Consider the following 21,739-nt stretch of genomic DNA (forward strand, 5'->3'; position numbering starts at 1 on the left):
TCTGTCCGGTGGAGGCGTCAGGCGGTCGCCTGAGCCGCCGATTTTACGGCGTCCGCCAGCCTCGCCGCCAGCCGTTCCACTTCGGCGGCGTCGGCCGCCTCGATCGTCACGCGGACCAGCGGCTCGGTGCCCGAGGCGCGCAGCACCACGCGGCCGCGCCCTTCCAGCACGGCTTCGACCTCCTCCAGCACCCGCTTCACCGAATCACTGCCCAGGGCCGCCTTGGCGCCCTCGACGCGGACGTTGAGCATGGTCTGCGGCAGCTTGACCAGGCCGGCGCGGGCGTCCGCGAAGCTCTCGTTGTCGTCGGCCAGCGCTTCGAGCAGGGCCAGCGCGGCGACGATGCCGTCGCCGGTGGTGAAGCGGTCCAGGCACAGCACGTGGCCGGAGGTCTCGCCACCCAACACGCCGCCGTGCTCCTTCAGCTGCTGCAGTACGTAACGGTCGCCGACGTTGGCGCGGATGAAGGGGATATCCATCTGTTTCAGGGCGCGCTGCAGGCCGTAGTTGCTCATCAGCGTGCCGACCACCGGGCCCGGCAGGCTGCCGCGGCGCTTCCAGTGACGGGCAATGACGTAGAGCATGTCGTCGCCGTCGGTCACCGTGCCGTCGCGATCGACGATGCGCACGCGGTCGCCGTCACCGTCGAAGGCGATGCCGAGGTCCGCGCCGCGCTCGACCACGGCTTTGGCCAGGGCGTCGGGGTCCGTGGAACCTACGCCGCGGTTGATGTTGAGGCCGTCCGGCTCGACGCCGATGGCGGAGACCTCGGCGCCCAGCTCACGAAACACTTTCGGCGCGACCTGGTAGGTGGCGCCATGCGCGCAGTCCAGCACCACGCGCAGGCCGTTGAGGGTGAACTCGTCGGCCACGGTGGACTTGCAGAACTCGGCGTAGCGGGTCACGGCGTCGTCGATGCGGCTGGCCTTGCCCAACGCGTCGGAGGCGACGGTGACGAAGTCGGCCTCGATCTCGGCTTCGATCTCGGCCTCCAGCTCGTCGTCGAGCTTCTCGCCCATGGCCGAGAAGAACTTGATGCCGTTGTCCTGGTGCGGGTTGTGCGAGGCACTGATCACGATACCGGCGTCGGCACGCAGCGAGCGGGTGAGGAAGGCCACCGCAGGCGTCGGCATCGGGCCGAGCAGGCGCACGTTGGCGCCCGAGGCGACCAGGCCGGCTTCCAGAGCCGACTCGAACATATAGCCGGAAACGCGTGTGTCCTTGCCGATGACCACGGTGACCTTGCGGCCATGGTCGCGGCGGTCCGGACCGGCCCCGACACCACGGCTGTCGGCGGCGCGACGGCGCGCCAGCACGGCTCCCAGGGCCCGGCCGAGGCGGAGGATGAAATCCGCGCTGATGGGATAGGTGCCCACGTGGCCGCGGATGCCGTCGGTGCCGAAGTATTTGCGCTCGCTCATGCTGATCATCCTGCCGGGGACGGAGAAGCATACTCCGACAGCCGCTTTAGCCAGATATTCCAAAGGCCTGTAGCACTTTCGTCAGACGCGTCGAAGGGGTCGGCGCTTTCTGTGGGAGCCGGCTATGCCGGCGATGGGGACATGAGGCAACCTGCCATCGCCGCTGAAGCGGCTCCCACAGGGTTCAATCGTCGTCGGGCCAGCGGGGCATGGAGGGTTTGTCGATGCGGGGCGCGGTGTCCCCTGCCTTTACGGCGGCCCAGACCGCCAGGGCGTCGACCGTGGGGCCGACGTCATGGACGCGGACCAGGATGGCGCCTCGCTGGGCGGCGATCAGGGCCGCAGCCACCGAGCCATGGACGCGCGAGGCGGGGTCGCTTCGGCCGGTCATGGCGCCGATCATCGACTTGCGGGAGACGCCCACGTAGGCGCCGGCGCCCAGCTCGGCGAAACGCGCCGTGGCGCGCAGCAGGGCGAGGTTGTGCTCGAGGTTCTTGCCGAATCCGAAGCCCGGATCGACCAGGACACGGCGCTTGTCGATGCCGGCCAGCTCGCAGGAGAACAGGCGGTCGGTGAGGAAGCGATGCACATCGCCGACCACGTCGTCGTAGTCCGGCGCGTCCTGCATGCCCCGCGGCTCGCCCTGCATGTGCACCAGGCACACCGGCACGCGCAGTTCGGCGGCGGTGTCGAGTGCGCCTTCGCGGCGCAGCGCGTAGACGTCGTTGATCATGCCGGCGCCCGCGCCGATCGCGGCGCGCATCACTTCCGGTTTGGAGGTATCGATGGACAAAGGCACGGTGGTCGCCGCGGCGAGGCGTTCGATCAGCGGTACGACGCGCCGGATCTCGTCCTCGGCGGATACATCGGCTGCCCCGGGGCGGGTGGACTCGCCGCCGATGTCGAGCATGTCCGCGCCCTCCTCCACCAGCTTCAGCGCATGCGCATAGGCGGCGTCCAGGCTGTCGTGCTGGCCGCCGTCGGAGAACGAATCCGGCGTGACGTTGACGATGCCGACCACGCGCGGCCGGTCGAGCACCAGGGCGCGGCCGTTGCAGTCCAGTACGTTGGCGAAGGGGTCGTTCATGCGTTCAGCCCTGCTGGGTGCCCGCCATCGGGCCCATGAAACGGCGGTAATAGCGCAGCTCGTCGATCGAATCGCGGATGTCGGACAGCGCCGTATGCGCGGAGTCCTTGTTGAAGCCGCGCGCGATGTCCGGCGACCAGCGGCGCGAGAGCTCCTTCAGCGTGGAGACGTCCAGGTTACGGTAGTGGAAATAGCGCTCCAGTTTTTGCATCTCGCGGTGCAGGAAGCGGCGGTCCTGGCAGATGGAGTTGCCGCACATGGGCGACTTGCCGGCCGGCACCCACTTCTTGAGAAAGGTGATGGTGGCCTCTTCGGCCTGCTCGGGCGTGGCGTCCGATTCCACCGCGCGGCCCCAAAGGCCCGAGCGCTGGTGCTGGTTGCGGTTCCAGGCGTCCATCTTCTGCAGGCGGGCATCGCTGTGGGAGATGGCGAAGACCGGGCCTTCGGCCAGCACGTTCAGATCCTTGTCGGTCACGATCGTGGCGATCTCCAGGATGGAGTCGTTGTCCGTGTCCAGGCCCGTCATCTCCAGGTCGATCCAGATGAGGTTGTCCTCGTGTGCGGGCGTCATGGGTTCTCCTTGGAAGTACTGCGCAGTCTAGCCTATGCGATCATGCCCCGATGGCCGAACCGACCTTCTTCTGGCACGACTACGAAACCTTCGGCGCCGACCCCCGCCGGGACCGCCCCAGCCAGTTTGCCGGCATCCGCACCGATGCCGACCTGAACGTGGTTGGTGAGCCGCTGATGATCTACTGCAAACCGCCGCGGGACATGCCCCCGCAACCGGCCGCCTGCCTGATTACCGGCATCGCCCCCCAGCTGACCGAGCGCGAAGGCATGCGGGAAGCCGAGTTCGTCGCGGCGATCCACGAGCAGCTGGCCATGCCCGGCACCTGCACCGTCGGCTACAACTCGCTGCGCTTCGACGATGAGTTCACCCGCCACCTCCTGTACCGGAACTTCTACGACCCCTACGGGCGCGAGTGGGAAAACGGCAATTCACGCTGGGACCTGATCGACCTGGTGCGCCTGTGCGAGGCCCTGCGGCCGGACGGCATCGTCTGGCCGACGCGTGAAGACGGCAGCCCCAGTTTCAAGCTGGAGCACCTGGCCACCGCCAACGGACTGAAGCAGGACCGCGCGCACGACGCCCTCTCCGACGTAGAAGCGCTGATCGCCCTCGCCCGCCTGATTCGCCAGCACCAGCCGAAACTGTGGGACTGGTACTACGGGCTGCGCCGCAAGCAACGCGTGTTCGAGCTGCTCGACGTGGCCGCGATGACGCCGGTGGTGCATGTGTCTTCGCGCTACCCGGCGAGCCGTCATTGCCTCACCGTTATCGCGCCGTTGGCTGCGCATCCGTCGCGCGCCGGCGAAGTGATCGTCTACGACCTCAGCGCCGATCCTTCCGACCTGCTCGCGCTGGACCCCGGCGATGTGGCCGACCGGGTCTTCACCTCGCGAGCCGACCTGCCCGAGGGCGTGGAGCGCATCGCCCTGCGTACCGTGCGCGCGAACCAGGCGCCGGCACTCGCGCCGCTCTCGGTGCTCAAAGGCGCCGACCACGGCCGCCTTGGCCTGGACATGGCCGCCGTGGAGCGCCACCTCGACATGCTGCGCAACGCCGAAGGCCTCGCCGAGAAGCTGCGCCAGATCTATGGCCAGGCCGCCGCGCTGCCGCCGGCCGAGGATCCGGAGCTTGCCCTCTACGGCGCCTTCCTGCCCGACGCCGATCGCCGCCTGCTCGGCGACGTGCGCGCAACGCCACCGGACCAGCTCGGCACGCGCGCGTTCAACTTCCGCGATCCGCGCTACCCGGAACTGCTGTTCCGCTACCGTGCGCGGAACTGGCCGGAAACGCTGAGCCCCGAAGAGCGCGACCGCTGGGAGGCCTTCCGCGTGGACCGCCTCACCCGGCACAGCGCGCTGACCACGCTCACCCTCGACGACTACAACGCCGAGCTCGCCACCTTGCGCGCCCTGCCCGGCTCACCCCTCCCGCTGCTCGACGAGCTGGAAGCCTGGGGCCTCGAACTCGCACCGAACTGACCCGACCCATGGCCAAGACCTATTTCACGCCCGCGACCTTTCGCTTCTTCAAATCACTCATGCGCCACAACAACCGCGAGTGGTTCCACGAGCACAAGGACGATTACGAAAAACATGTGCGCGAGCCCTTCCTTGCCTTGATCGGCGACCTCGATGCACCGCTGAAGAAAATCAGCCCGCACTACCGTGCCGACACGCGCAAAGTGGGAGGCTCGCTGTATCGCATTCATCGCGACACGCGCTTCGCCAACGACAAGCAACCGTACAAAGGCTGGCAGGGCTCGCGCTTTTTCCACGAACGCCGCCACGAGATCCAGGCACCGGGCTTCTACCTGCACATCCAGCCGGACGAGTGCTTCGCCGGTGGCGGCATGTGGCATCCGGAACCGCCGGTCCTGAAGAAGCTGCGCGACTTCCTCGCCGATAACCCGGATTCGTGGAAGCGTGCGACGCATGGGAAGGCGTTCCGGGAGCGCTTCGAGTTCTGGGGCGAAAGCCTCACCCGCCCGCCGCGCGGATTCGATCCGAACCACGAGTTGATCGACGACCTGAAGCGGAAGAACTTCGCCGCCGGCCAGAACTTCGACGAGGCGCTGGCGTGTTCACCTGAGTTGCTGCCGTTCGTGGTCGACACCTTCAAGCGGCTCGCGCCGATGGTCGACTACCTGTGCGCCGCCCAGGAACTCGAATTCTAATGTAGGAGCCGCTTCAGCGGCGATTGTGGGAGCCGATTCATCGGCGATTGTGGGAGCCGATTCATCGGCGATAGCCAGGCCGCCTCAACCCCATCGCCGGCATAGCCGGCTCCCACACAAATCAACAGCCCCACCTCACCGCTCATACAACTCAATCGGCAAATCATCCGGATCAGCGAAAAACGTAAACCGCTTCCCGGTGAACTCGTCCACCCGAATCGGCTCGCACACGACGCCCCGCTCGCCCAACGTCGCCACCACCGCGTCGACATCGATCACGACAAACGCCAGGTGCCGCAACCCCTGCGCTTCCGGCCGTGACGGCCGCTTCGGCGGCGACGGGAACGAGAACAGCTCAAGCTGCACACCCGGGCTGACTTCGAGATCGAGCTTCCAGGAATCGCGCGCTTCGCGATAAACCTCGTGGACGATCTTCAGGCCGAGGGTTTCCGTGTAGAAAGCCTTCGACCGCGGGTAGTCGGAGCAGATGATGGCGATGTGGTGAACGGATTCAAGCATGCCAACCCTTTTTGTAGGAGCCGATTCATCGGCGATTATGGGAGCCGATTCATCGGCGATTATGGGAGCCGATTCATCGGCGATTGTGGGAGCCGATTCATCGGCGATGGCCGCGGCGGCGGCCGCCAGCAGGCAAAAGCATCGCCGCTGAAGCGGCTCCCACACGAGGCAAAAGCGTCGCCGCTGAAGCGGCTCCCACACGAGGCAAAAGCATCGCCGATGAATCGGCTCCCACACGGGGCAGAAGCATCGCCGCTGAAGCGGCTCCCACAAGGGACAGAGGCGGCTCTCACACGGGGCAGAAGCATCGCCGATGAATCGGCTCCTACCGAGCAGGGTCACGCTTGCGAGAACGGAAACGCCAACACGTCCGCAATCGCATCGGTATCCGCCAGCACCATCAGCAACCGTTCGATGCCCAGCGCCACCCCCGCACAATCGGGCATATCGTCCAGCACCGCCAGCAAACGCTCGTCCATCGGCACCTCCGCATCGCCCCGCTCGCGCCGCTTGGCGTTATCGCGCTCAAAGCGCACACGCTGCTCGGCGGCATCGTTGAGCTCGTGGTAGCCGTTGGCGACCTCATACTTTCCCACATACGCCTCGAACCGCTCGGCCACCGGTGGGTCGCTCTTGCGGATGCGCGCCAGGGCGCACTGGCTTGCCGGAAACTCCGAGACGATGGTGACCCGGTCACGCGGAAACTCGGGCTGGATGCGATGCGTCAGCAACAGATCCAGCCAGTCGTCACGTTCGAGGCCTTCGCTGCTGATGTTCGCATCGGCGAGCGGCTTCTTCAGCACCTCGATCGGATCCAGCAGAGCGTCCACGCCGAGCGCATCGTGGAACAACCCGCGATACGTCGTTTCGACGATCTCGAACGTGCGTCCCGCTCCCAGCAACAGGCGCTCGAGAAGATCGATCACCTCGCGCGCCAGCCGGTTATGGTCCCAGCCCACGCGATACCACTCGAGCATGGTGAATTCCGGATTGTGCCGGCCACCGGCTTCGCCATTGCGGAACACGCGCCCCAGCTCATAGCAGTCGCCCACGCCCGCTGCGAGCAGTCGCTTCAGCGGAAACTCCGGTGACGTACGCAACCAGCGCTCGCGCGCGCCGGCGTCCACGTGGCCGCTGAAGGTCGCATGGAAGCTCTGGATGTTCGGGTCGGTATTGCCCGCGGCGGAGAGAATCGGCGTCTCCACTTCGAGCACGTCGCGCTCGTTGAAAAACCCGCGAATCGCGGCGTAGGTCTGCGCACGCAGTCGCAGCTGCCCGATGTCGGTCATGGCGCCACACCGTGTTCGGTCAGCAAGGCGAGCAGGTCCGCTTCCGTATATACGGGCACGCTGAGTTCGTTGGCCTTGTCCAGTTTGGAGCCGGCCGCATCGCCGGCAAAGACGCCCGTGGTTTTCTTCGAGACCGAGCCGGCCACTTTCGCGCCAAGCGATTCGAGCCGCTCGGTGGCGTCGTCACGCTTGAGCGTTTCCATCGTGCCGGTGATCACGTACGTGAGGCCTTCCAGCGGCAGTGCGCTCGCGGCTTTCGCTGGCAAGGCAGCTGCTAATGCGCGCATGGCTTCGTCGGCGTGACGCAGTTCGGCCACGCGTTCGGCGTCGCCCAGCAAGGCGCTGAGGTTCGACGCGGCGGCCTGTGGCACGCCGGCAATGATCCACTGGTGCTCGCCCGCTTTTACCAGCGCGTCGAGGCTGGCGTAGTTCTTGGCGAGGATGCCCGTGCTCTTCGGACCGAGCTTGGCGACCTTGGCGGCATCCAGAAGCACATCCAGGCCGAGCCGCTCGCGAAGCTTCGGCGAGGGCGCGCCTTCGTCGGCAAAGGTGATGCCTGCGTCGATCAACGCGTCGACGACTTTCTGGTTGCCTTCCTGCTCGAAGAAGGCGGCGATCGATGTCGCCACTTCGTCGCCGATATCCGGCAGCACGCGCAGCACCGGCGCGGGCGTGCGGCGCACGAAGTCCAGCGAGCCCAGCCACAAGGCCAGCGTCTTCGCCGTGCTCTCGCCAATGTGCATGATGCCCAGGCCGAACAGGAAACGCGGCAGCGTGGACTTCTTGCTCGCCTCGATCGCCTCGACCAGGTTCTCGGCCCACTTCGTCGCAACCTTGCCCTGCTTCACCGTCTCCGGCGTGGAGCCGTCGCGTTCGTCGGCCAGCGTCTTCATCTTCACGAAGCGGTCGACAGTGAGCGTGTAGAGATCGGCCGGCGTATGCACCATGTCGAATTCAACCAGGGCGTCGACGAAGCGATCGCCCAGGCCGTCGATATCCATCGCGCGACGCGAGGCAAAATGAATCAGCGCTTCCTTACGTTGCGCAGCGCAGATCAGGCCGCCCGAGCAGCGATATGCCGCGGCGCCTTCTTCACGCAACAGTTCGGAACCGCACACCGGGCAGACCTCCGGCATCTTCCAGGCCACGGTCCCCGCCGGACGGTTCTCCTCGACCACGCGGGCGACTTCCGGAATGACGTCACCCGCGCGACGCACGATCACGGTGTCGCCGACACGCACGTCCAGGCGCGCGACCTGGTCGGCGTTATGCAAGGTGGCGTTGGTGACGGTGACGCCGCTCACCTGCACCGGCGTCAGGCGCGCGACGGGCGTTGCTGCCCCGGTACGGCCGATCTGGATTTCAATCGCCTCCACCGTGGTCATCTGTTCCTGCGCGGGATACTTGTGCGCAATGGCCCAGCGCGGCGCGCGCGAGACAAAGCCCATTTCGCGCTGGCCGGCGTAATCGTCCAGTTTGTAGACCACGCCGTCGATGTCGTACGGCAGACTGTCGCGCTTGTCGCCAATCTTGCGGAAGTAGGCCAGCAGGCCGTTGAAACCCTTCGCAGTAGACACTTCAGGCGACACGGGGAAACCCCAGTCGCGCAGCTTCGCCAGGGTGGCCGAATGCGTATCCGGCAGTTCGCCACCTTCGACGACGCCTACCGCGTAAGCGAAGAAAGCGAGCGGTCGCTTCGCCGTAATCGCCGGATCGAGCTGGCGCAGCGATCCGGCCGCACCATTGCGCGGATTGGCCAGCGGTTTCTCGCCGGCGGCGCGTGCGCGCTCGTTGAAGGCCTCGAACCCGGCACGCGGCATGATCACTTCGCCACGCACCTCGAGTACGCGCGGCCAACCCTCGCCGCGCAGGCGCAACGGAATCGCCTTGACGGTGCGCAGGTTGGCGGTGACATCTTCACCGACCGCGCCATCGCCGCGCGTCGCGCCCTGCATGAACACGCCGCTTTCATAGCGCAGGCTGATCGCGAGGCCATCGAGCTTGGGTTCGACCGAGAACACCGGCTCACGACGGTCCAGCGTCTGCTCGATGCGACGCTCGAAAACGGCCACTTCGCGATATTTTTCGCGGTCGGTGTCGCCTTCCTGTTCGAACGCATTGCCCAGCGACAACATGGGCACGACGTGCGTCACCTCGGCAAAGCCACCCTGCGCACGAGCGCCCACGCGCCGCGTGGGCGAATCGGCGATGGCCAGTTCCGCATGTTTCGCTTCCAGCGCCTCGAGTTCGCGCATCAGGCGATCGTATTCGGCGTCGGCGAGCGTGGGATCGTCGAGCACGTGATAGCGATAATTTGCGTCTTCGAGGCGTCGGCGAAGCTCGGTGGCGCGCTCGACGGCATCGGCCGGGGCGGGGGCTTGGGGCATGTGCGGGGTCCGTCAGGCTCTGATCGTCTATAATGTTACAGCCATGCCACCCCACGACGTCATCGACAGCCTCCCACCAACCGACGTCCACGCTCTCTCCACCGACCGCCCGGCACTCGCGCCGGCGGAGCCGTCGAGCAGGGCCCGCTACCGCGGCCTGATCTGGCTCGTATCGGCTGCGTTCTTCATGCAGGCGCTGGATTCGACGATCGTCAACACGGCCGTGCCCACCATCGCCGGCGCGCTCGATGTGAGCCCGCTGAGCATGCGCACCGCCCTGACCAGCTACGTGCTGACCCTGGCGATCTTCATCCCGATGAGCCCCTGGCTGTGCGACCGCTTCGGCACGAGGCGCGTTTTCGGCGGGGCGATCACGGTTTTCGCGCTGGGCTCGCTGCTCTGCGGCCTGGCACAGACGCTGCCGGAGCTGGTCGCCTCGCGCATCGTCCAGGGCCTGGGCGGCGCCGCGCTCATGCCGGTGGGCCGCTATGTGCTGGTGCGCAGCATCGACCGCCGTGAGTTCGTCAGCGCGATGACCACCGTGGCTACCTTCGGCCTGCTCGGCTCGGTCTTCGGCCCCCTGCTCGGCGGCGCGCTGGTGGAATTCACCAACTGGCGACTGATCTTCCTGATCAACGTGCCGGTGGGCATCGTCGGCCTGCTGCTCAATCGCCGGGAAATGCCCGAGTACCGCCTCGATCAGGCCAACCGTTTCGACACCGCCGGTTTCCTGCTTTTCGCCGGTTCCTCTGCCTTGTTCCTGATGGCCGCGGAAACCGTGGGCACGTCGGGCCACTGGTTGAGTGTCTCCGGTTACGCGCTCGCCGCGGCGGGCCTGGGCGTGCTCTACGTGCGTCACAGCCGTCGCACGGAACACCCGGTGAGCGACCTCTCGCTGCTTAAGGTGCGCAGCGTGTGGGTGTCGCTGGCCGGCAACCTGTTCACGCGGCTGGGCGTGTCGGGCATGTACCTGCTGCTGGTGCTGTTCCTGCAGATCGGCTGCGGCTGGTCGCCCCTGCATGCCGGCCTGATGATGGTCCCCCAGGCGATCGGCTCGATCACGGTCAAGCCCTTCATCCACCGGCTACTCACGCACTTCGGCTATCGCCGCCTGCTGCTGGGTAACACCATCGCGGTCTCCATCGTGCTGTGCTCGTTTGCCCTGCTCACGCCGGAAACGCCGATGTGGATCATCGCCAGCTTCGTCTACGTCTACGGCGCCTTCATGTCGCTGCAGTACACCTCGATGAATACCCTGGCCTATGTCGACCTGGACGTGCGCCATGCCGCCATGGCCTCGTCCATGGCCTCGACCGCCCAGTATCTCTCCATGAGCTTCGGCATCGCCCTGGCCTCCCTGCTGATGGGCGGCTTCCTCAGTTCGCATAGTGCACAGGGTTATGTGTGGGCCTTCCGCTGGTCGGTCATCGTGCTGGGCATGATCACCCTCGCCGCCAGCTGGATCTTCAGCCGCCTGCGCGACACCCGGACGGGAAAAGTGGTCGACGCCACGGCATAAAGCGTTACTCTCGGCAACACCGCACCCTCCTCGGCGGCGTCGATCAGGAACGATCCCATGCACGATTCTGCAGGCATCCTGCTTACCCTCTTCATCATCTTCGTCGCCGCGCAGATTGGCGGAGAGATCGCGCAACGCCTGCGTTTACCGGCCGTCGTCGGTGAAATCGCCGCCGGTTGCGTGGTCGGTCCCTCGGCGCTGGGCTGGGTGACCGTGCCGGATATCGCCACCGGCACACCGCTGGACGTGCTCGCCGAAATCGGCGTGATCCTGCTCCTTTTCTCAGTCGGCCTGGAAACGCGGCTCGACGATCTGAAAAAGGTCGGCGCCAGTGCCTTCATGGTCGGCGTGCTCGGCGTGATCATCCCCTTCGCATGCGGCGCGGTGTGGGCACACGGCTCCGGCTTCGACTGGATCCGCTCGATGTTCGTCGCGGCGGCCTTTGTCGCCACCTCGGCCGGTATCACCGCACGCGTGTTGCAGGAACTGGGCGTGCTGCAACGGCGCGAGGCGCGGATCATCCTCGGCGCCGCCGTGATCGACGACATCCTGGCCATGCTCCTGCTGGGCATCGTCTCGTCGCTGCAAGGCGGCGGTGAGGTGAACGTCGGCAGCCTCGTCGGCACCCTGGTCGGTGCGATCGGCTTCGTCGCCGTGATCGGCTGGGGCGGCACGCGGGTCATGCGTCGCGGCTCCGGCTGGCTGGATAAACCAAGCAACCCGATGTCGCCGCTGGCGATCGTGCTGGCCCTGTGCCTGGGCCTCGCCTTCCTCTCGATGAAATTCCACCTGGCCGCGATCATCGGCGCCTTCCTCGCCGGCATGATCGCCTCGGAAACCAGTCAGCGGCATCAGCTCGAAGAGCAGACCGCGCCCCTGCTGGCCTTTCTCACCCCGTTCTTCTTCGTCGTTACCGGCGCCAAGGTGAACCTGTCCGCCCTCGCCAGTGCGAGTGCGCTGGGCATGCTCGCCGTGGTCACCATCATCGCCATCTTTTCCAAGCTGGCCGGTGGTTACCTCGGCTCGATGTCGCTGGGCCGGCGCGGTGCGCTTATCGTCGGCTTCGGCATGGTGCCGCGCGGGGAGGTCGGCGTGGTGATCGCCTCACTGGGCCTCGCGGCCGGCGTGTTCGACGAGAAGATCTACGCGGTCATCGTGGCGATGTCGTTGCTCACCGCCATGGTCACTCCTCCGGTGCTCGCCCTGCTGCTGAAGGAGCGCCCCGCGCCGACTGATACGCCGTAAGCGCATCCTCGCGGCTGCGCTTGAGGTCGACCAGCGGCCGCGGGTACCCCGACTGTTTCAGGAAGGCCTCGTCCTCCCACGGCGCGTGGACGAGGCGGCCCGGTGCGTTCGCGAGCTCCGGCACCCATCGGCGGATATACGTGCCGTCCGGGTCGAACTTCTCCGACTGCGTCACCGGATTGAAGATACGGAAGTACGGCGCGGCATCCGCGCCACTACCGGCCACCCACTGCCAACCCATCGCGTTGTTGGCCAGGTCGGCGTCGACCAGGGTGTCCCAGAACCACTTCTCGCCGAGCAGCCAGTGCTGGCGAAGGTTCTTCGTTAACAGGCTCGCCACCAGCATGCGCACGCGGTTGTGCATCCAGCCCGTGGCCCACAGCTCGCGCATGCCGGCATCGACGATGGGGATGCCGGTCTTACCCTCCTTCCAGCGTCTCAGCGCATGGGCGTCGCGCTTTTCCCAGCGGAAGGCATTGAACTTCGGATTGAAGTTTTCCTTCGGTGTTTTCGGAAAGTGGTAGAGCAGATGGTGGCCGAACTCGCGCCAGCCGAGCTGACGCAGGTAAGGTTCGATGTCGGCGCCGTTCTTCCGTTTCCTGACGCGCTCACGCAGGCCTTCCGCCACCTGGAGGGGCGAGATCTCGCCGAAATGCAGGTGTGGCGAGAGGCGCGAGGTACCGTGCCGGGCCGGTATGTCGCGGCCTTCCACGTAGTGGCCCACGGCGTCATCGGCGAAGAGGTCGAGCATCTCCAGCGCGCCCTGCTCGCCCGGCGACCAATCGGCGAAGCCGCGTGCCCAGTCGAGCGTTGGCAGCAGGCCGAGTGCATCGACCGACAACGTTTTCGGCAAGGTCGTCAGGTGCATGGGCTTCGGTTCGGCCACCGGCGCGACCTCGTCGATGCGCGTGCGCAGGTTGCGCCAGAACGGGGTGAACACCCGGTAGGGTTCGTTCTGTTGAGTGGCGATGTCCCAGGGCTCGCACCAGAGTGCGGCATTGAACGAGGCGACCTCGACGCCGTCGCCTTCGAGCGCACGTCGCACCGCCTTGTCCCGGGCGATTGCCTTGGGTTCGTAGAGGCGGTTGAAGTAGACGGCCGTCGCACCAGTGGCCTCGATGGCGGCGCGCAGGGCATCCACGGTGGGCCCCTGCAGGATCTGCAGGATCTGCAGGCTGCCATGGTGCCGGCGCAGGGAGACATCCAGGCCTTGCAGCGAGTGATGAAGCCACCAGCGACTCGCGGCGCCGGGCGCCCATTCACCGTCCTCGCCGGGCGCGTGGATATAGAGTGGCAGCACCTTCTCGTGGGCAGCCACGGCGGCGCTGAGGGCGGGATTATCTGCAAGACGCAGGTCGCGGCGGAACCAGACGATGGCTGTAGTCATCCACGTAGTATCCATGCAACACGTGAAGCCGGAATCGCTCCACCTTCGTTCAGCCGTAATGCTTAGACTGTGCCCATGCGGCTAACCCTGCCAGCCGCCCGAAAGGAGATCACCATGAATTTCAAGACCGTCCTCGGTATTCCCATGGCCGCCCTGCTCGCCACGGCTGCCATCGCACCTGCCTCGGCCGCCACGATTACCCGCTCCGACGGCATCTACGTCCGTTGCGACCAGTGCGGTGTGGTGCAGAGCATCGAGCGCAACGTCGTCCAGGGCCGTGACCACGGCACGGCAGGCGCGGTGATCGGCGCCATCGCCGGCGGCGTCCTCGGCAACCAGGTCGGCCGCGGTAACGGCCGCAAGGTCGCCACGGTCGCCGGCGCAGTCGGTGGCGGCTTCGCCGGCAACGCCATCGGCAAGGGCGGCGGCAGCGAGAGCTACACCCTGCGCCTGAAGATGGGCGGCGGCGGTTACACCAATGTCCAGGTAGCCGACGCTTCGTCCATCCGCGAGGGCGACATCGTGGTTGTCGACGAAAAGGGCAACGTGCAGCGCGTGCAGTAAGCGCACGCGTTGTTGCTCGGGCTTTGTGTGGGAGCCGGCTACGCCGGCGATGGGGTTACGGTGACCTGGCTATCGCCGCTGAAGCGGCTCCTACATGTGCAGCGATGGCGTCGTAGAACGCGTCGGGTAGCACGGCGCGCACGGGCACACGCCACCAGTTCGCACGGGCAAAGTCACGGCACTTCACCGCGTCTTTGTCCGTCATCAATACAGGGCACCCGTCAGCGAAGGTGAAGTCGTCACGCGTAAACGCGTGGTGGTCGGCGAAGGGATGGCCGTGCACCGCTATGCCCTGGGCAGCGAGGCTGGCGAAGAAACGTGCGGGATTGCCGATGCCTGCGACGGCATGCGCCGGGCGCCCGGCGAAATCCGCCAACGGAGCGGATAGAGACGGATCCGCCATGTTGATGGCGACGCCGCCTTCCAGTGCCATACCGATCTCGGAGCCCACGGGCGTGCCGCTGTTAACGACAACGAAGTCGACGTCGGCCAGACGACTCGCCGGCTCGCGCAATGGCCCCGCCGGAAGCAGATGTCCATTGCCCAACCGACGCTCACCATCGATCACGCAGATCTCGACATCACGCCCGAGCCGATGATGCTGTAGTCCATCGTCGGCGAGAATCAGATCGCATCCGGCATCGATCAATAACTGCGCCGCTTCCGGTCGCTCGCGCCCGATCGCAACAGGCACGCCACTGTGACGAATCAGGCTCGGCTCATCGCCGACCTTCGCAGGGTCGTCCTGGCCGGTGAGCAGATAGGGCCCGTGCTCGATACCGCCATAACCGCGACTCACGACCCCGGGCACGAAACCCCGCGCCGACATCGCCGCCGCCAGCGCCACGATCAGCGGCGTCTTGCCGGTGCCACCAATGGTGATGTTGCCGACCACGACGACCGGGACGGAAAGCCGCACGACGGAAGAAGGATCGTTGCGAAAGCCCTCCGCCCGACGCCGTACGACAGTGCGATACAGCGCCTCGAACGGGCGAGTCCAGAGCGGCGGGCTCCCGCCGCCATACCAATGTCGCTGCAGTGAGGCGCCGAGGCCCACCGCTTAGCTCGCCGCTTGCTCGTGGAACTGCATGCGGTGCAGGGCCGAATACCGGCCGCCGATGTCGAGCAGTTCGCGGTGCGTGCCGAGCTCGACGACCCTGCCCTGATCCATCACGGCGATCTGGTCGGCGTGTTCGATGGTCGACAGGCGATGCGCGATCACCAGCGTGGTGCGGTCGCGCATGAGGCGCGTGAGCGCGTCCTGGATCAGCCGTTCCGACTCGGTGTCGAGCGCACTGGTGGCTTCGTCGAGGACGAGGATCGGCGCGTTCTTGAGAATGGCGCGGGCAATGGCGATACGCTGGCGCTGGCCGCCGGAAAGCGAGTTACCGCCCTGCCCGATCTGCGTCTGCAGGCCCTCGGGCAGACGGTCGATGAACTCCATCGCGTTCGCCGCCTTGGCCGCAGCGACGATGTCTTCTTCGGAGGCGTCGGCCATTTCGCCGTAGGCGATGTTGGCCGCGACGGTGTCGTCGAACAGCACGACGTTCTGGCCCACCCAGGCGATCTGCCGGCGCAACGAAGGCAGTGTGTACTGCGAATAATCGCGGCCGTCGACGAGGATGCGGCCTTCGCTCGGCTGATAGAAACGCGGCAGCAGACTGACCAGGCTGGACTTGCCGCTACCGGAACGACCGACCAGCGCCGTCACCGTGCCGGGCTTGCAGACCAGGTCCACGCCACGCAGGGCGACGTGGTTGTTGCGCTCGTACACCAGGTGGATGTTCTCGAAACGAATGTCGCCCCTGGTACGGACGAGGTCTTCCGTGCCGGTGTCGATTTCCGCCGGCGTGTCGATGATCTCGAACAGGTCTTCGGCGGCCGTGACACCCTTCTGCAGGCTGGCCTGGATACCGGCCAGACGCTTCAGCGAGGGCAGCATGCCACCCATGGCGGTGAGCACGGCGGTGAAGATGCCAGGAGTGATCGTCTCGATGACGCCCGGGCGTGAGCCGAGGAACACCAGCGTGGCGAGAGCGACGGCGCCGACGGTCTGGATCGTGGCGCTCGAAGCGGCGCTGGTCGCCGACACCTTGAGGTTGAGGCGACGCTGACGCTCGGCGATCTCGCCGAAGCGGTCGCCTTCGCGCGCCTGGCCACCGTAGATGCGTACTTCGCGATTGGCCGCGACCGCTTCTTCGACGGCACTGGTCACGGTGCCCATGTTGCCCTGGATGCGCTTACTGATCTTGCGATAGCGGCGGCTGATGACGGTGACGATCACCACCACGCAAGGCACCAGCACGAGCAGCGCCATCGCCAGATAAGCACTCCAGTACAGCATGACGCAGAGCATGCCGACGACGGTGAGGCCTTCGGTGATGGCTACCTTGAGCGAATCCGCCGAGGCCGACGCGACCTGCTCGCTGGTGTAGGTAATGCGCGAAATCTGTTGCCCCGACGGCTCCTTGGCGAAGAACGTCGCCGGCAGGCGCAGGTAGGAAGCGAAGACGTCGATGCGGATGGCCTGCACCACGTTACGACCGACATAAGCGATGCCATAGTCGGTGGCGTAGGAGGCGATGCCGCGCACGCCAAAGATCGCGATGATCCAGATCGGCATCCAGAAGATCGTGTACGGATCCTTTTCGACGAATATCTTGTCGACCAGCGTCTTGAGCAGGCTGGTGAACAGAGACAGGCACGCCGGGTCGATGATCATGCCGAGGACGGCGATGAGGCCCGCGGTACGAAAGCGCCGCGTATAACCGAGCAGGCGCTTATAGGTCTGCCAGGTCTTGGCGTCCCAGACCGACACTTTTTCCTTGCTCACCGGGCCGCGCCCGCTTCGCTCGGCGTGGTCGCAATCGACAGACGGGTGAAGCCCACCTGGCCAAGCGCATCCATCGCGCGAACCACGTTCTGGTGCGGCGTCATCGCATCGGCGCGGATCACCACGAGGCGGTCACGGTCGTTGCCGGCGACGCGCTCGATGGTCGCCTTGAGCGGCTCGATGCCCTCACCGAGCACCTCGTCGCTGCCGACCGAGTAGTGGCCGTCGCGGTCGACGACCAGGGTGAGCGCGTTGTCCGTGGACTCGCGCGCCTGGCTGTCGGCCTTGGGCAGGTTGACCTTCAGGCGGGAGTGCTCGACGAAGGTGGTGCTGAGCACGAAGAACATCAGCAGGGTCAGCAGCACGTCGATCAACGAAATGACGTTGATCTCGAAATCGTCCTCGCGACGGGAACCGATGCGCATGGATCAGCCAGCCTGCGAGGTAGCGGCTTCCGACGCGGCGGTGCGACGGCGCGGTGCCGGGCGCGGAGCGGACAGGTCGTCCAGCAGCGCCGTGGCTTCCTTCTCCATCTGCACGACATAACCGCCCACTTTGGAACGGAAGTAACGGTGCAGCACGTAGGCGGGAATCGACACGACCAGGCCGAACGCCGTGCAGATGAGCGCCTCGCCGATACCGCCGGCCATCTTGGTCGGATCGCCGATACCGCCGGCCATCACGCTGAGGAACATGCGGATGAGGCCGATAACGGTGCCGAGCAAGCCCAGCAACGGGCCGATGAGGGCGACGGTGCCCAGCGTATTGAGGTAGCGCTCCATGCGGTGGACCACATGGCGACCGGTGTCCTCGATACGCTCCTTGATGATCTCGCGCGGGCGGTCGCGAACGGCGAGCGCGCCGGCGAACAGTTCGCCCAGCGGCGAGCCTTTCTCGAGTGCCTGGAGGTGGGAGCTGTCCAGCGCGGAGGAACGCGCCCACTCACGCACTTCGGCGCCGAGGCCGGGCGGGAAAACGGCAGCATGCCGGAGCGCCCAGAAACGCTCGAGGACGATGGCGAGCGCAACGAACGAACAAATGAGGATCGGCAGCAAAGCCCAGCCGCCAGCCAGAAGGATCTCGAGCACGTCAACCCCGGATGAACAAAAGTCAGGCCGGCATCATAGCAGGGCCCGCCACGGGGACTGAGGCACCCTTAACACTTGTGGGATCGGCCTCTACCTGTGAGAGCCGCTTCACCTGTGGGAGCCGCTTCACCTGTGGGAGCCACTTCACCTGTGGGAGCCGCTTCAGCGGCGATGGGTGCTTGCCTCAACCCCCAATCGCCGCTGAAGCGGCTCCCACACAAAGCCGCTCAAAGGGCGTTACCTGTGCCCGAGGAACTCGACCTCGCTGAGGTCCAGACCGTTCGTATCACCGGAAACGAGACGCAGGCGGTACCAGGCGTACGGCTTCGGCGCGCTCACGGCGAACGCCCGGGTCTGCCGGCGCCACGGCCAGGTCTCACCGTCACGCTTGTCGACCGTCTGGTAGTGCTTGCCGTCCGCCGAGCCTTCGAGCACCCAGGCGGATGCATCGCCGGCCTTGGCTCCCGAGGTCAGGGTGAGCATCTCCACGGTCACCGGGTGCTCGAAGTGCCAGCCGACCGCCGGAGCTTTCGCGTCGAGGTGGGCCGAGGTGTCGGAGGTGTTGTCGAACAGCTTGTCCAACTCGGGACCCTTCAGCGAACCGAAGGCCTTGCCGCCCTCGCTCGTCAGATCCACCAGCGGCGCCGGCTTGCTGCCTTCGGCGCTGATCGAGGCCGGCAGCGCTTCGGCACCGGTGCCCCAGGTCGACGGCGTCGGCCCCATGGTGAACTCGAGCGTCGCGCCCTTCGCCAGCAGTTCGTGCGGCAGCGTGACCTTGTTCCAGGGCTTGCCGTTGACGCTCAGCGACTGCACGTAGCGATTGGTGTCGCTCACGCCCGGAGCCTTGATGTCGATCGTCGCACCCCCTTCCAGGCGAAGGCTCATGTGCGGGAAGTGCGGCGCGCCGATCACATACTCCGGCGTGCCCATGCGCAGCGGATAGAAGCCAGCGGCGCCGAACAGCCACCACGCCGACATCTCGCCGTTGTCTTCATCGCCCGGGTAGCCCTGGCCGATCTCGCTGCCCACATACAGGCGGGACACGGCGTCGCGCAGCTTGTCCTGGGTTTTCCAGGGCTGGCCGGCTTCGTCGTACATCCAGATGATGTGGTGCGAGGGCTGGTTCGAGTGGCCGTACTGGCCCATGCGCACATCGCGTGCCTCGAGCATCTCGTGGATCTCGCCGCCGTAGTCGCCCACGTCGTACTTGCCCGGTGTGCTGAAGAACTGGTCGAGCTTGGCGCCCAGCGCTTCGCGGCCACCGTAAAGCGCGGCGAGGCCGGCACCGTCTTGCGGCGCATGGAAGGCCATGTTCCAGGCATTGGTCTCGGTGTAGTCGCCGCCCCAGCGGATCGGGTTGAATTGCTTCGCATCCCAGCGCCACTTGCCCGCGGCGTCGCGCGCGACGAAGAAGCCGACGGCGGGATCGAACAGGTTCGTGTAGCCGACGGCACGCGAGCGATACCAGGCGGCATCGTCGGCGTAGGAGGAGCGATAGGCGTCGCCGGCCGGGGCGTCCTTGGCCAGCACCGCAGCGAGGTTACCGATGGCGAAGTCGTTGATATAGCCATCCATCGACCAGGACAGGCCTTCAGCGATGGCGTCGTCGGTATAGCCGTTGAACAGCGAGCGCTGGATGCCCTTGCGGCCGGCACCCTTCTCCTCGCTGACGCTGGAGGCATTACGGATGGCCGACTGGTAGAACGCGGAGACGTCGAAATTGCGCACGCCCTTCAGCCAGGCATCGGCGAAGGCGACATCCGAGCTGGTGCCCACCATCAGGTCGGCATAGCCCGGCGACGACCAGCGCGCGATCCAGCCCGCATCGCGGTACTGCTGCACGAAGCCGTCGATCATCTTGCCCGCTTCGTTCGGAGTGAGCAGCACATAGGCCGGCCACGCCGTGCGGTAGGTGTCCCAGAAGCCGTTGTTAACGAACGGCTGGCCGTCGACGATGTGCGCACCCGTCGTGGTGTCCGTGTTCGACCCTGCCGGTGCCGAGAACGGGCTGGCGTAGCGCCACACGGGCGCGTCCTTGCTACCGGTGTTCTCGTAGGCATGGTTCGGATACAGGAACAGGCGGTACAGGTTCGAGTAGAGCACGGTCTTTTCGTCGGGCAACGCGCCCTCGACCTTGACCGTGTCCAGGCGATCGTCCCAGGCCTTGCGTGCGCGCTCGTGCACGCTGTCGAAGGTGTCGTCCGGCGCGATCTCCTGCGCGAGGTTGGCCTTGGCCTGCTCGACGCCCATCAGCGAGGTGGCGATCCGCATGGTGACGACGCGATCGCCCTTCTTCGAGGTGTCAAAGCCGAACCAGGCCGAAGCGGCATCGCGCTTCTCGCCGGTAAGGCGGCCGCTCTCGGCCACCGGTTTGTCGAACACCGCGTAGAAGAACAGGCGCGTGGCACCGGTGGAAAGACGGCTCTTCACGTCCGACCAACCCTGGATGCTGCGCTGGCCGGGATCGAGCGTAATGGCCGCCCTGTCGTCGAGGTTGTCGAAGACCAGCTGCGAACGCTTGTCCGTGAAGGTAAAACGGAACATCGCCGCGCGGTCGGTCGGCGTGATCTCGGTGGTCAGGCCATTGTCGAAGCGCACGCGGTAATAGTCCGGGTGCGCCAGCTCGGCGTCGTGGCCGAACGAAAGCGCGCGCGTTTCCCGCTTGAGCGCCGGTGCGCCCGAAGCGGTCTGGGCCGGCATGACCTGGAAGGTCTGGCGCTCGCCCATCCACGGGCTGGGCTCGTGCGAGAGCGCGAAAGCCTCGATGCGTGGGCGATTGTCGTCGCCGTTGCGGGCCTGGTACTGATAGATCCAGTTGGAACCGGCGTTGGTCGTCGGGGTCCAGAAATTAAAGCCGTGCGGCATGGCGACGGCGGGGAAGTTGTTACCGCGCGAGTAGTTTTCGTTGGCGTTGGAGCCGCGCCGGGTGTCGACGTAGTCGGTCGGGTGCGTGCTGTTGACTGCCTTGACCTCGCCGATGCGCACGTCGTCGAGGTAGCCCTCGAACGCTTCGCCCGCGGGTGCGGCCGCGCTCAGTTCGATCGAGCGAACACGACGGCCCTTGGCCACGCTGCCCAGATCCACGCTCACGTAGTTCCACTGGTCGGGATAGAGCACGCGCCCTTCGCCCTGCCCCTTGGCGGTGGCGGGAACCCGGTGCTGATCGCGCGCCGCGCTGGTGGAAAGGCGCGAACCGTCGTCGAACACAAGGTCGACGGCGACATAGTTGGCCGGATTGACCAGGTCGCCCTTATTCGAGCGCGGGAAGACCAGCCAGGACAGCTTCGTATCGTCGCCGACTCGGATGTCGGTATCGAAGAGCTTCGTCGTCGCTGGTGCGCCGTTGCCCGTACCCGCGTAACGCAGGGAGTGCATGCCGGTGAAACCGACATCGGCCTTCGCGGTTAACACCGCATCGGCGGGCGGGCCGCCGACGACCCGAACCTCGAGCGTGCCCTTCGCCGCCAGCGGCGCGGGCTGCCCGGACTCGAACGAGCTGTCGAAGCGCTGGGTGGCCGCGAGGGCTCCCACCGGTACCACAAGAGACGCCGTCACCAGGGCGAACGCCGCCCTGCCCCAACCGTGCTTCGATGCAGTCACGCTTATCCCCTTGTCTAGCGGAACCCCATTTAAATCGTTCTAAATTGAAATTG

17 protein-coding genes are annotated in these 21,739 nt (G+C 66.1%); 5 read left to right on the forward strand and 12 right to left on the reverse strand.

Going from position 1 to position 21,739, the window contains the following annotated elements:
• Positions 1-17: 17 nt before the first annotated feature.
• From glmM to orn, 3 genes are all read right to left on the reverse strand, one after another.
• A complete protein-coding gene (gene glmM / locus C8J98_RS07580) occupies positions 18-1,421 on the reverse strand; it encodes a phosphoglucosamine mutase (RefSeq protein WP_107912658.1) in 1,404 nt (467 codons plus the stop codon).
• Positions 1,422-1,605: 184 nt separating this feature from the next.
• Positions 1,606-2,508: a dihydropteroate synthase gene (gene folP, locus C8J98_RS07585; RefSeq protein WP_107912520.1), complete on the reverse strand. Its 903-nt coding sequence runs from the start codon at positions 2,506-2,508 to the stop codon at positions 1,606-1,608.
• Between the two features lie 4 nt (positions 2,509-2,512).
• Positions 2,513-3,079: an oligoribonuclease gene (orn, locus tag C8J98_RS07590; RefSeq protein WP_107912522.1), complete on the reverse strand. Its 567-nt coding sequence runs from the start codon at positions 3,077-3,079 to the stop codon at positions 2,513-2,515.
• Between the two features lie 50 nt (positions 3,080-3,129).
• On the opposite strand from orn, the gene sbcB reads away from it, so the two are divergent.
• Positions 3,130-4,560: an exodeoxyribonuclease I gene (gene sbcB, locus C8J98_RS07595; protein ID WP_107912523.1), complete on the forward strand. Its 1,431-nt coding sequence runs from the start codon at positions 3,130-3,132 to the stop codon at positions 4,558-4,560.
• A gap of 8 nt (positions 4,561-4,568) precedes the next feature.
• The gene (locus tag C8J98_RS07600; protein ID WP_107912525.1) at positions 4,569-5,255 is read left to right on the forward strand and encodes a DUF2461 domain-containing protein; all 687 of its coding nucleotides are present in this window, start codon (positions 4,569-4,571) and stop codon (positions 5,253-5,255) included.
• A 135-nt stretch (positions 5,256-5,390) separates the two neighbouring features.
• Here C8J98_RS07600 and C8J98_RS07605 read toward each other — a convergent pair whose 3' ends face one another.
• From C8J98_RS07605 to ligA, 3 genes are all read right to left on the reverse strand, one after another.
• Positions 5,391-5,774: a VOC family protein gene (locus tag C8J98_RS07605; protein ID WP_107912527.1), complete on the reverse strand. Its 384-nt coding sequence runs from the start codon at positions 5,772-5,774 to the stop codon at positions 5,391-5,393.
• A 338-nt stretch (positions 5,775-6,112) separates the two neighbouring features.
• Positions 6,113-7,063: an EF-P lysine aminoacylase EpmA gene (gene epmA / locus C8J98_RS07610; RefSeq protein ID WP_107912529.1), complete on the reverse strand. Its 951-nt coding sequence runs from the start codon at positions 7,061-7,063 to the stop codon at positions 6,113-6,115.
• On the reverse strand, positions 7,060-9,450 hold the full coding sequence (ligA, locus tag C8J98_RS07615; RefSeq protein WP_107912531.1) for an NAD-dependent DNA ligase LigA: 2,391 nt from the start codon (positions 9,448-9,450) through the stop codon (positions 7,060-7,062). Before ligA ends, epmA begins: the two co-directional genes overlap by 4 nt.
• A gap of 43 nt (positions 9,451-9,493) precedes the next feature.
• On the opposite strand from ligA, the gene C8J98_RS07620 reads away from it, so the two are divergent.
• Positions 9,494-10,969: an MFS transporter gene (locus C8J98_RS07620; protein ID WP_107912533.1), complete on the forward strand. Its 1,476-nt coding sequence runs from the start codon at positions 9,494-9,496 to the stop codon at positions 10,967-10,969.
• 57 nt (positions 10,970-11,026) lie between these two features.
• Entirely contained in the window at positions 11,027-12,214 is a 1,188-nt protein-coding gene (locus C8J98_RS07625; protein ID WP_107912535.1) for a cation:proton antiporter, read from the forward strand.
• On the opposite strand, the gene C8J98_RS07630 is transcribed toward C8J98_RS07625, so the two are convergent.
• Complete coding sequence (locus tag C8J98_RS07630) at positions 12,153-13,601, reverse strand: deoxyribodipyrimidine photo-lyase (protein ID WP_107912536.1); 1,449 nt, start codon at positions 13,599-13,601, stop codon at positions 12,153-12,155. The genes C8J98_RS07625 and C8J98_RS07630 overlap by 62 nt on opposite strands.
• Before the next feature lie 114 nt (positions 13,602-13,715).
• Here C8J98_RS07630 and C8J98_RS07635 point away from each other — a divergent pair, with 114 nt between their 5' ends.
• Positions 13,716-14,165, forward strand: a complete 450-nt coding sequence (locus C8J98_RS07635; protein WP_199229845.1) for a glycine zipper 2TM domain-containing protein — start codon at positions 13,716-13,718, stop codon at positions 14,163-14,165.
• A gap of 55 nt (positions 14,166-14,220) precedes the next feature.
• On the opposite strand, the gene lpxK is transcribed toward C8J98_RS07635, so the two are convergent.
• From lpxK to C8J98_RS07660, 5 genes are all read right to left on the reverse strand, one after another.
• Entirely contained in the window at positions 14,221-15,222 is a 1,002-nt protein-coding gene (gene lpxK, locus C8J98_RS07640; RefSeq protein ID WP_107912538.1) for a tetraacyldisaccharide 4'-kinase, read from the reverse strand.
• Between the two features lie 3 nt (positions 15,223-15,225).
• Positions 15,226-16,998: a lipid A export permease/ATP-binding protein MsbA gene (gene msbA / locus C8J98_RS07645; RefSeq protein WP_107912539.1), complete on the reverse strand. Its 1,773-nt coding sequence runs from the start codon at positions 16,996-16,998 to the stop codon at positions 15,226-15,228.
• Positions 16,995-17,423, reverse strand: a complete 429-nt coding sequence (locus tag C8J98_RS07650; RefSeq protein ID WP_107912541.1) for a biopolymer transporter ExbD — start codon at positions 17,421-17,423, stop codon at positions 16,995-16,997. The genes msbA and C8J98_RS07650 overlap by 4 nt, the downstream gene beginning before the upstream one ends.
• A gap of 3 nt (positions 17,424-17,426) precedes the next feature.
• Positions 17,427-18,086 (reverse strand): MotA/TolQ/ExbB proton channel family protein, encoded by a 660-nt coding sequence (locus C8J98_RS07655; RefSeq protein WP_199229846.1) that lies wholly within the window; start codon positions 18,084-18,086, stop codon positions 17,427-17,429.
• Positions 18,087-18,323: 237 nt separating this feature from the next.
• A complete protein-coding gene (locus C8J98_RS07660) occupies positions 18,324-21,686 on the reverse strand; it encodes a GH92 family glycosyl hydrolase (protein WP_233260151.1) in 3,363 nt (1,120 codons plus the stop codon).
• Between the last annotated feature and the right edge of the window lie 53 nt (positions 21,687-21,739).

Origin of the sequence: Luteibacter sp. OK325 (genome assembly GCF_003050935.1) — a bacterium.
Classification (GTDB): Bacteria; Pseudomonadota; Gammaproteobacteria; order Xanthomonadales; family Rhodanobacteraceae; genus Luteibacter.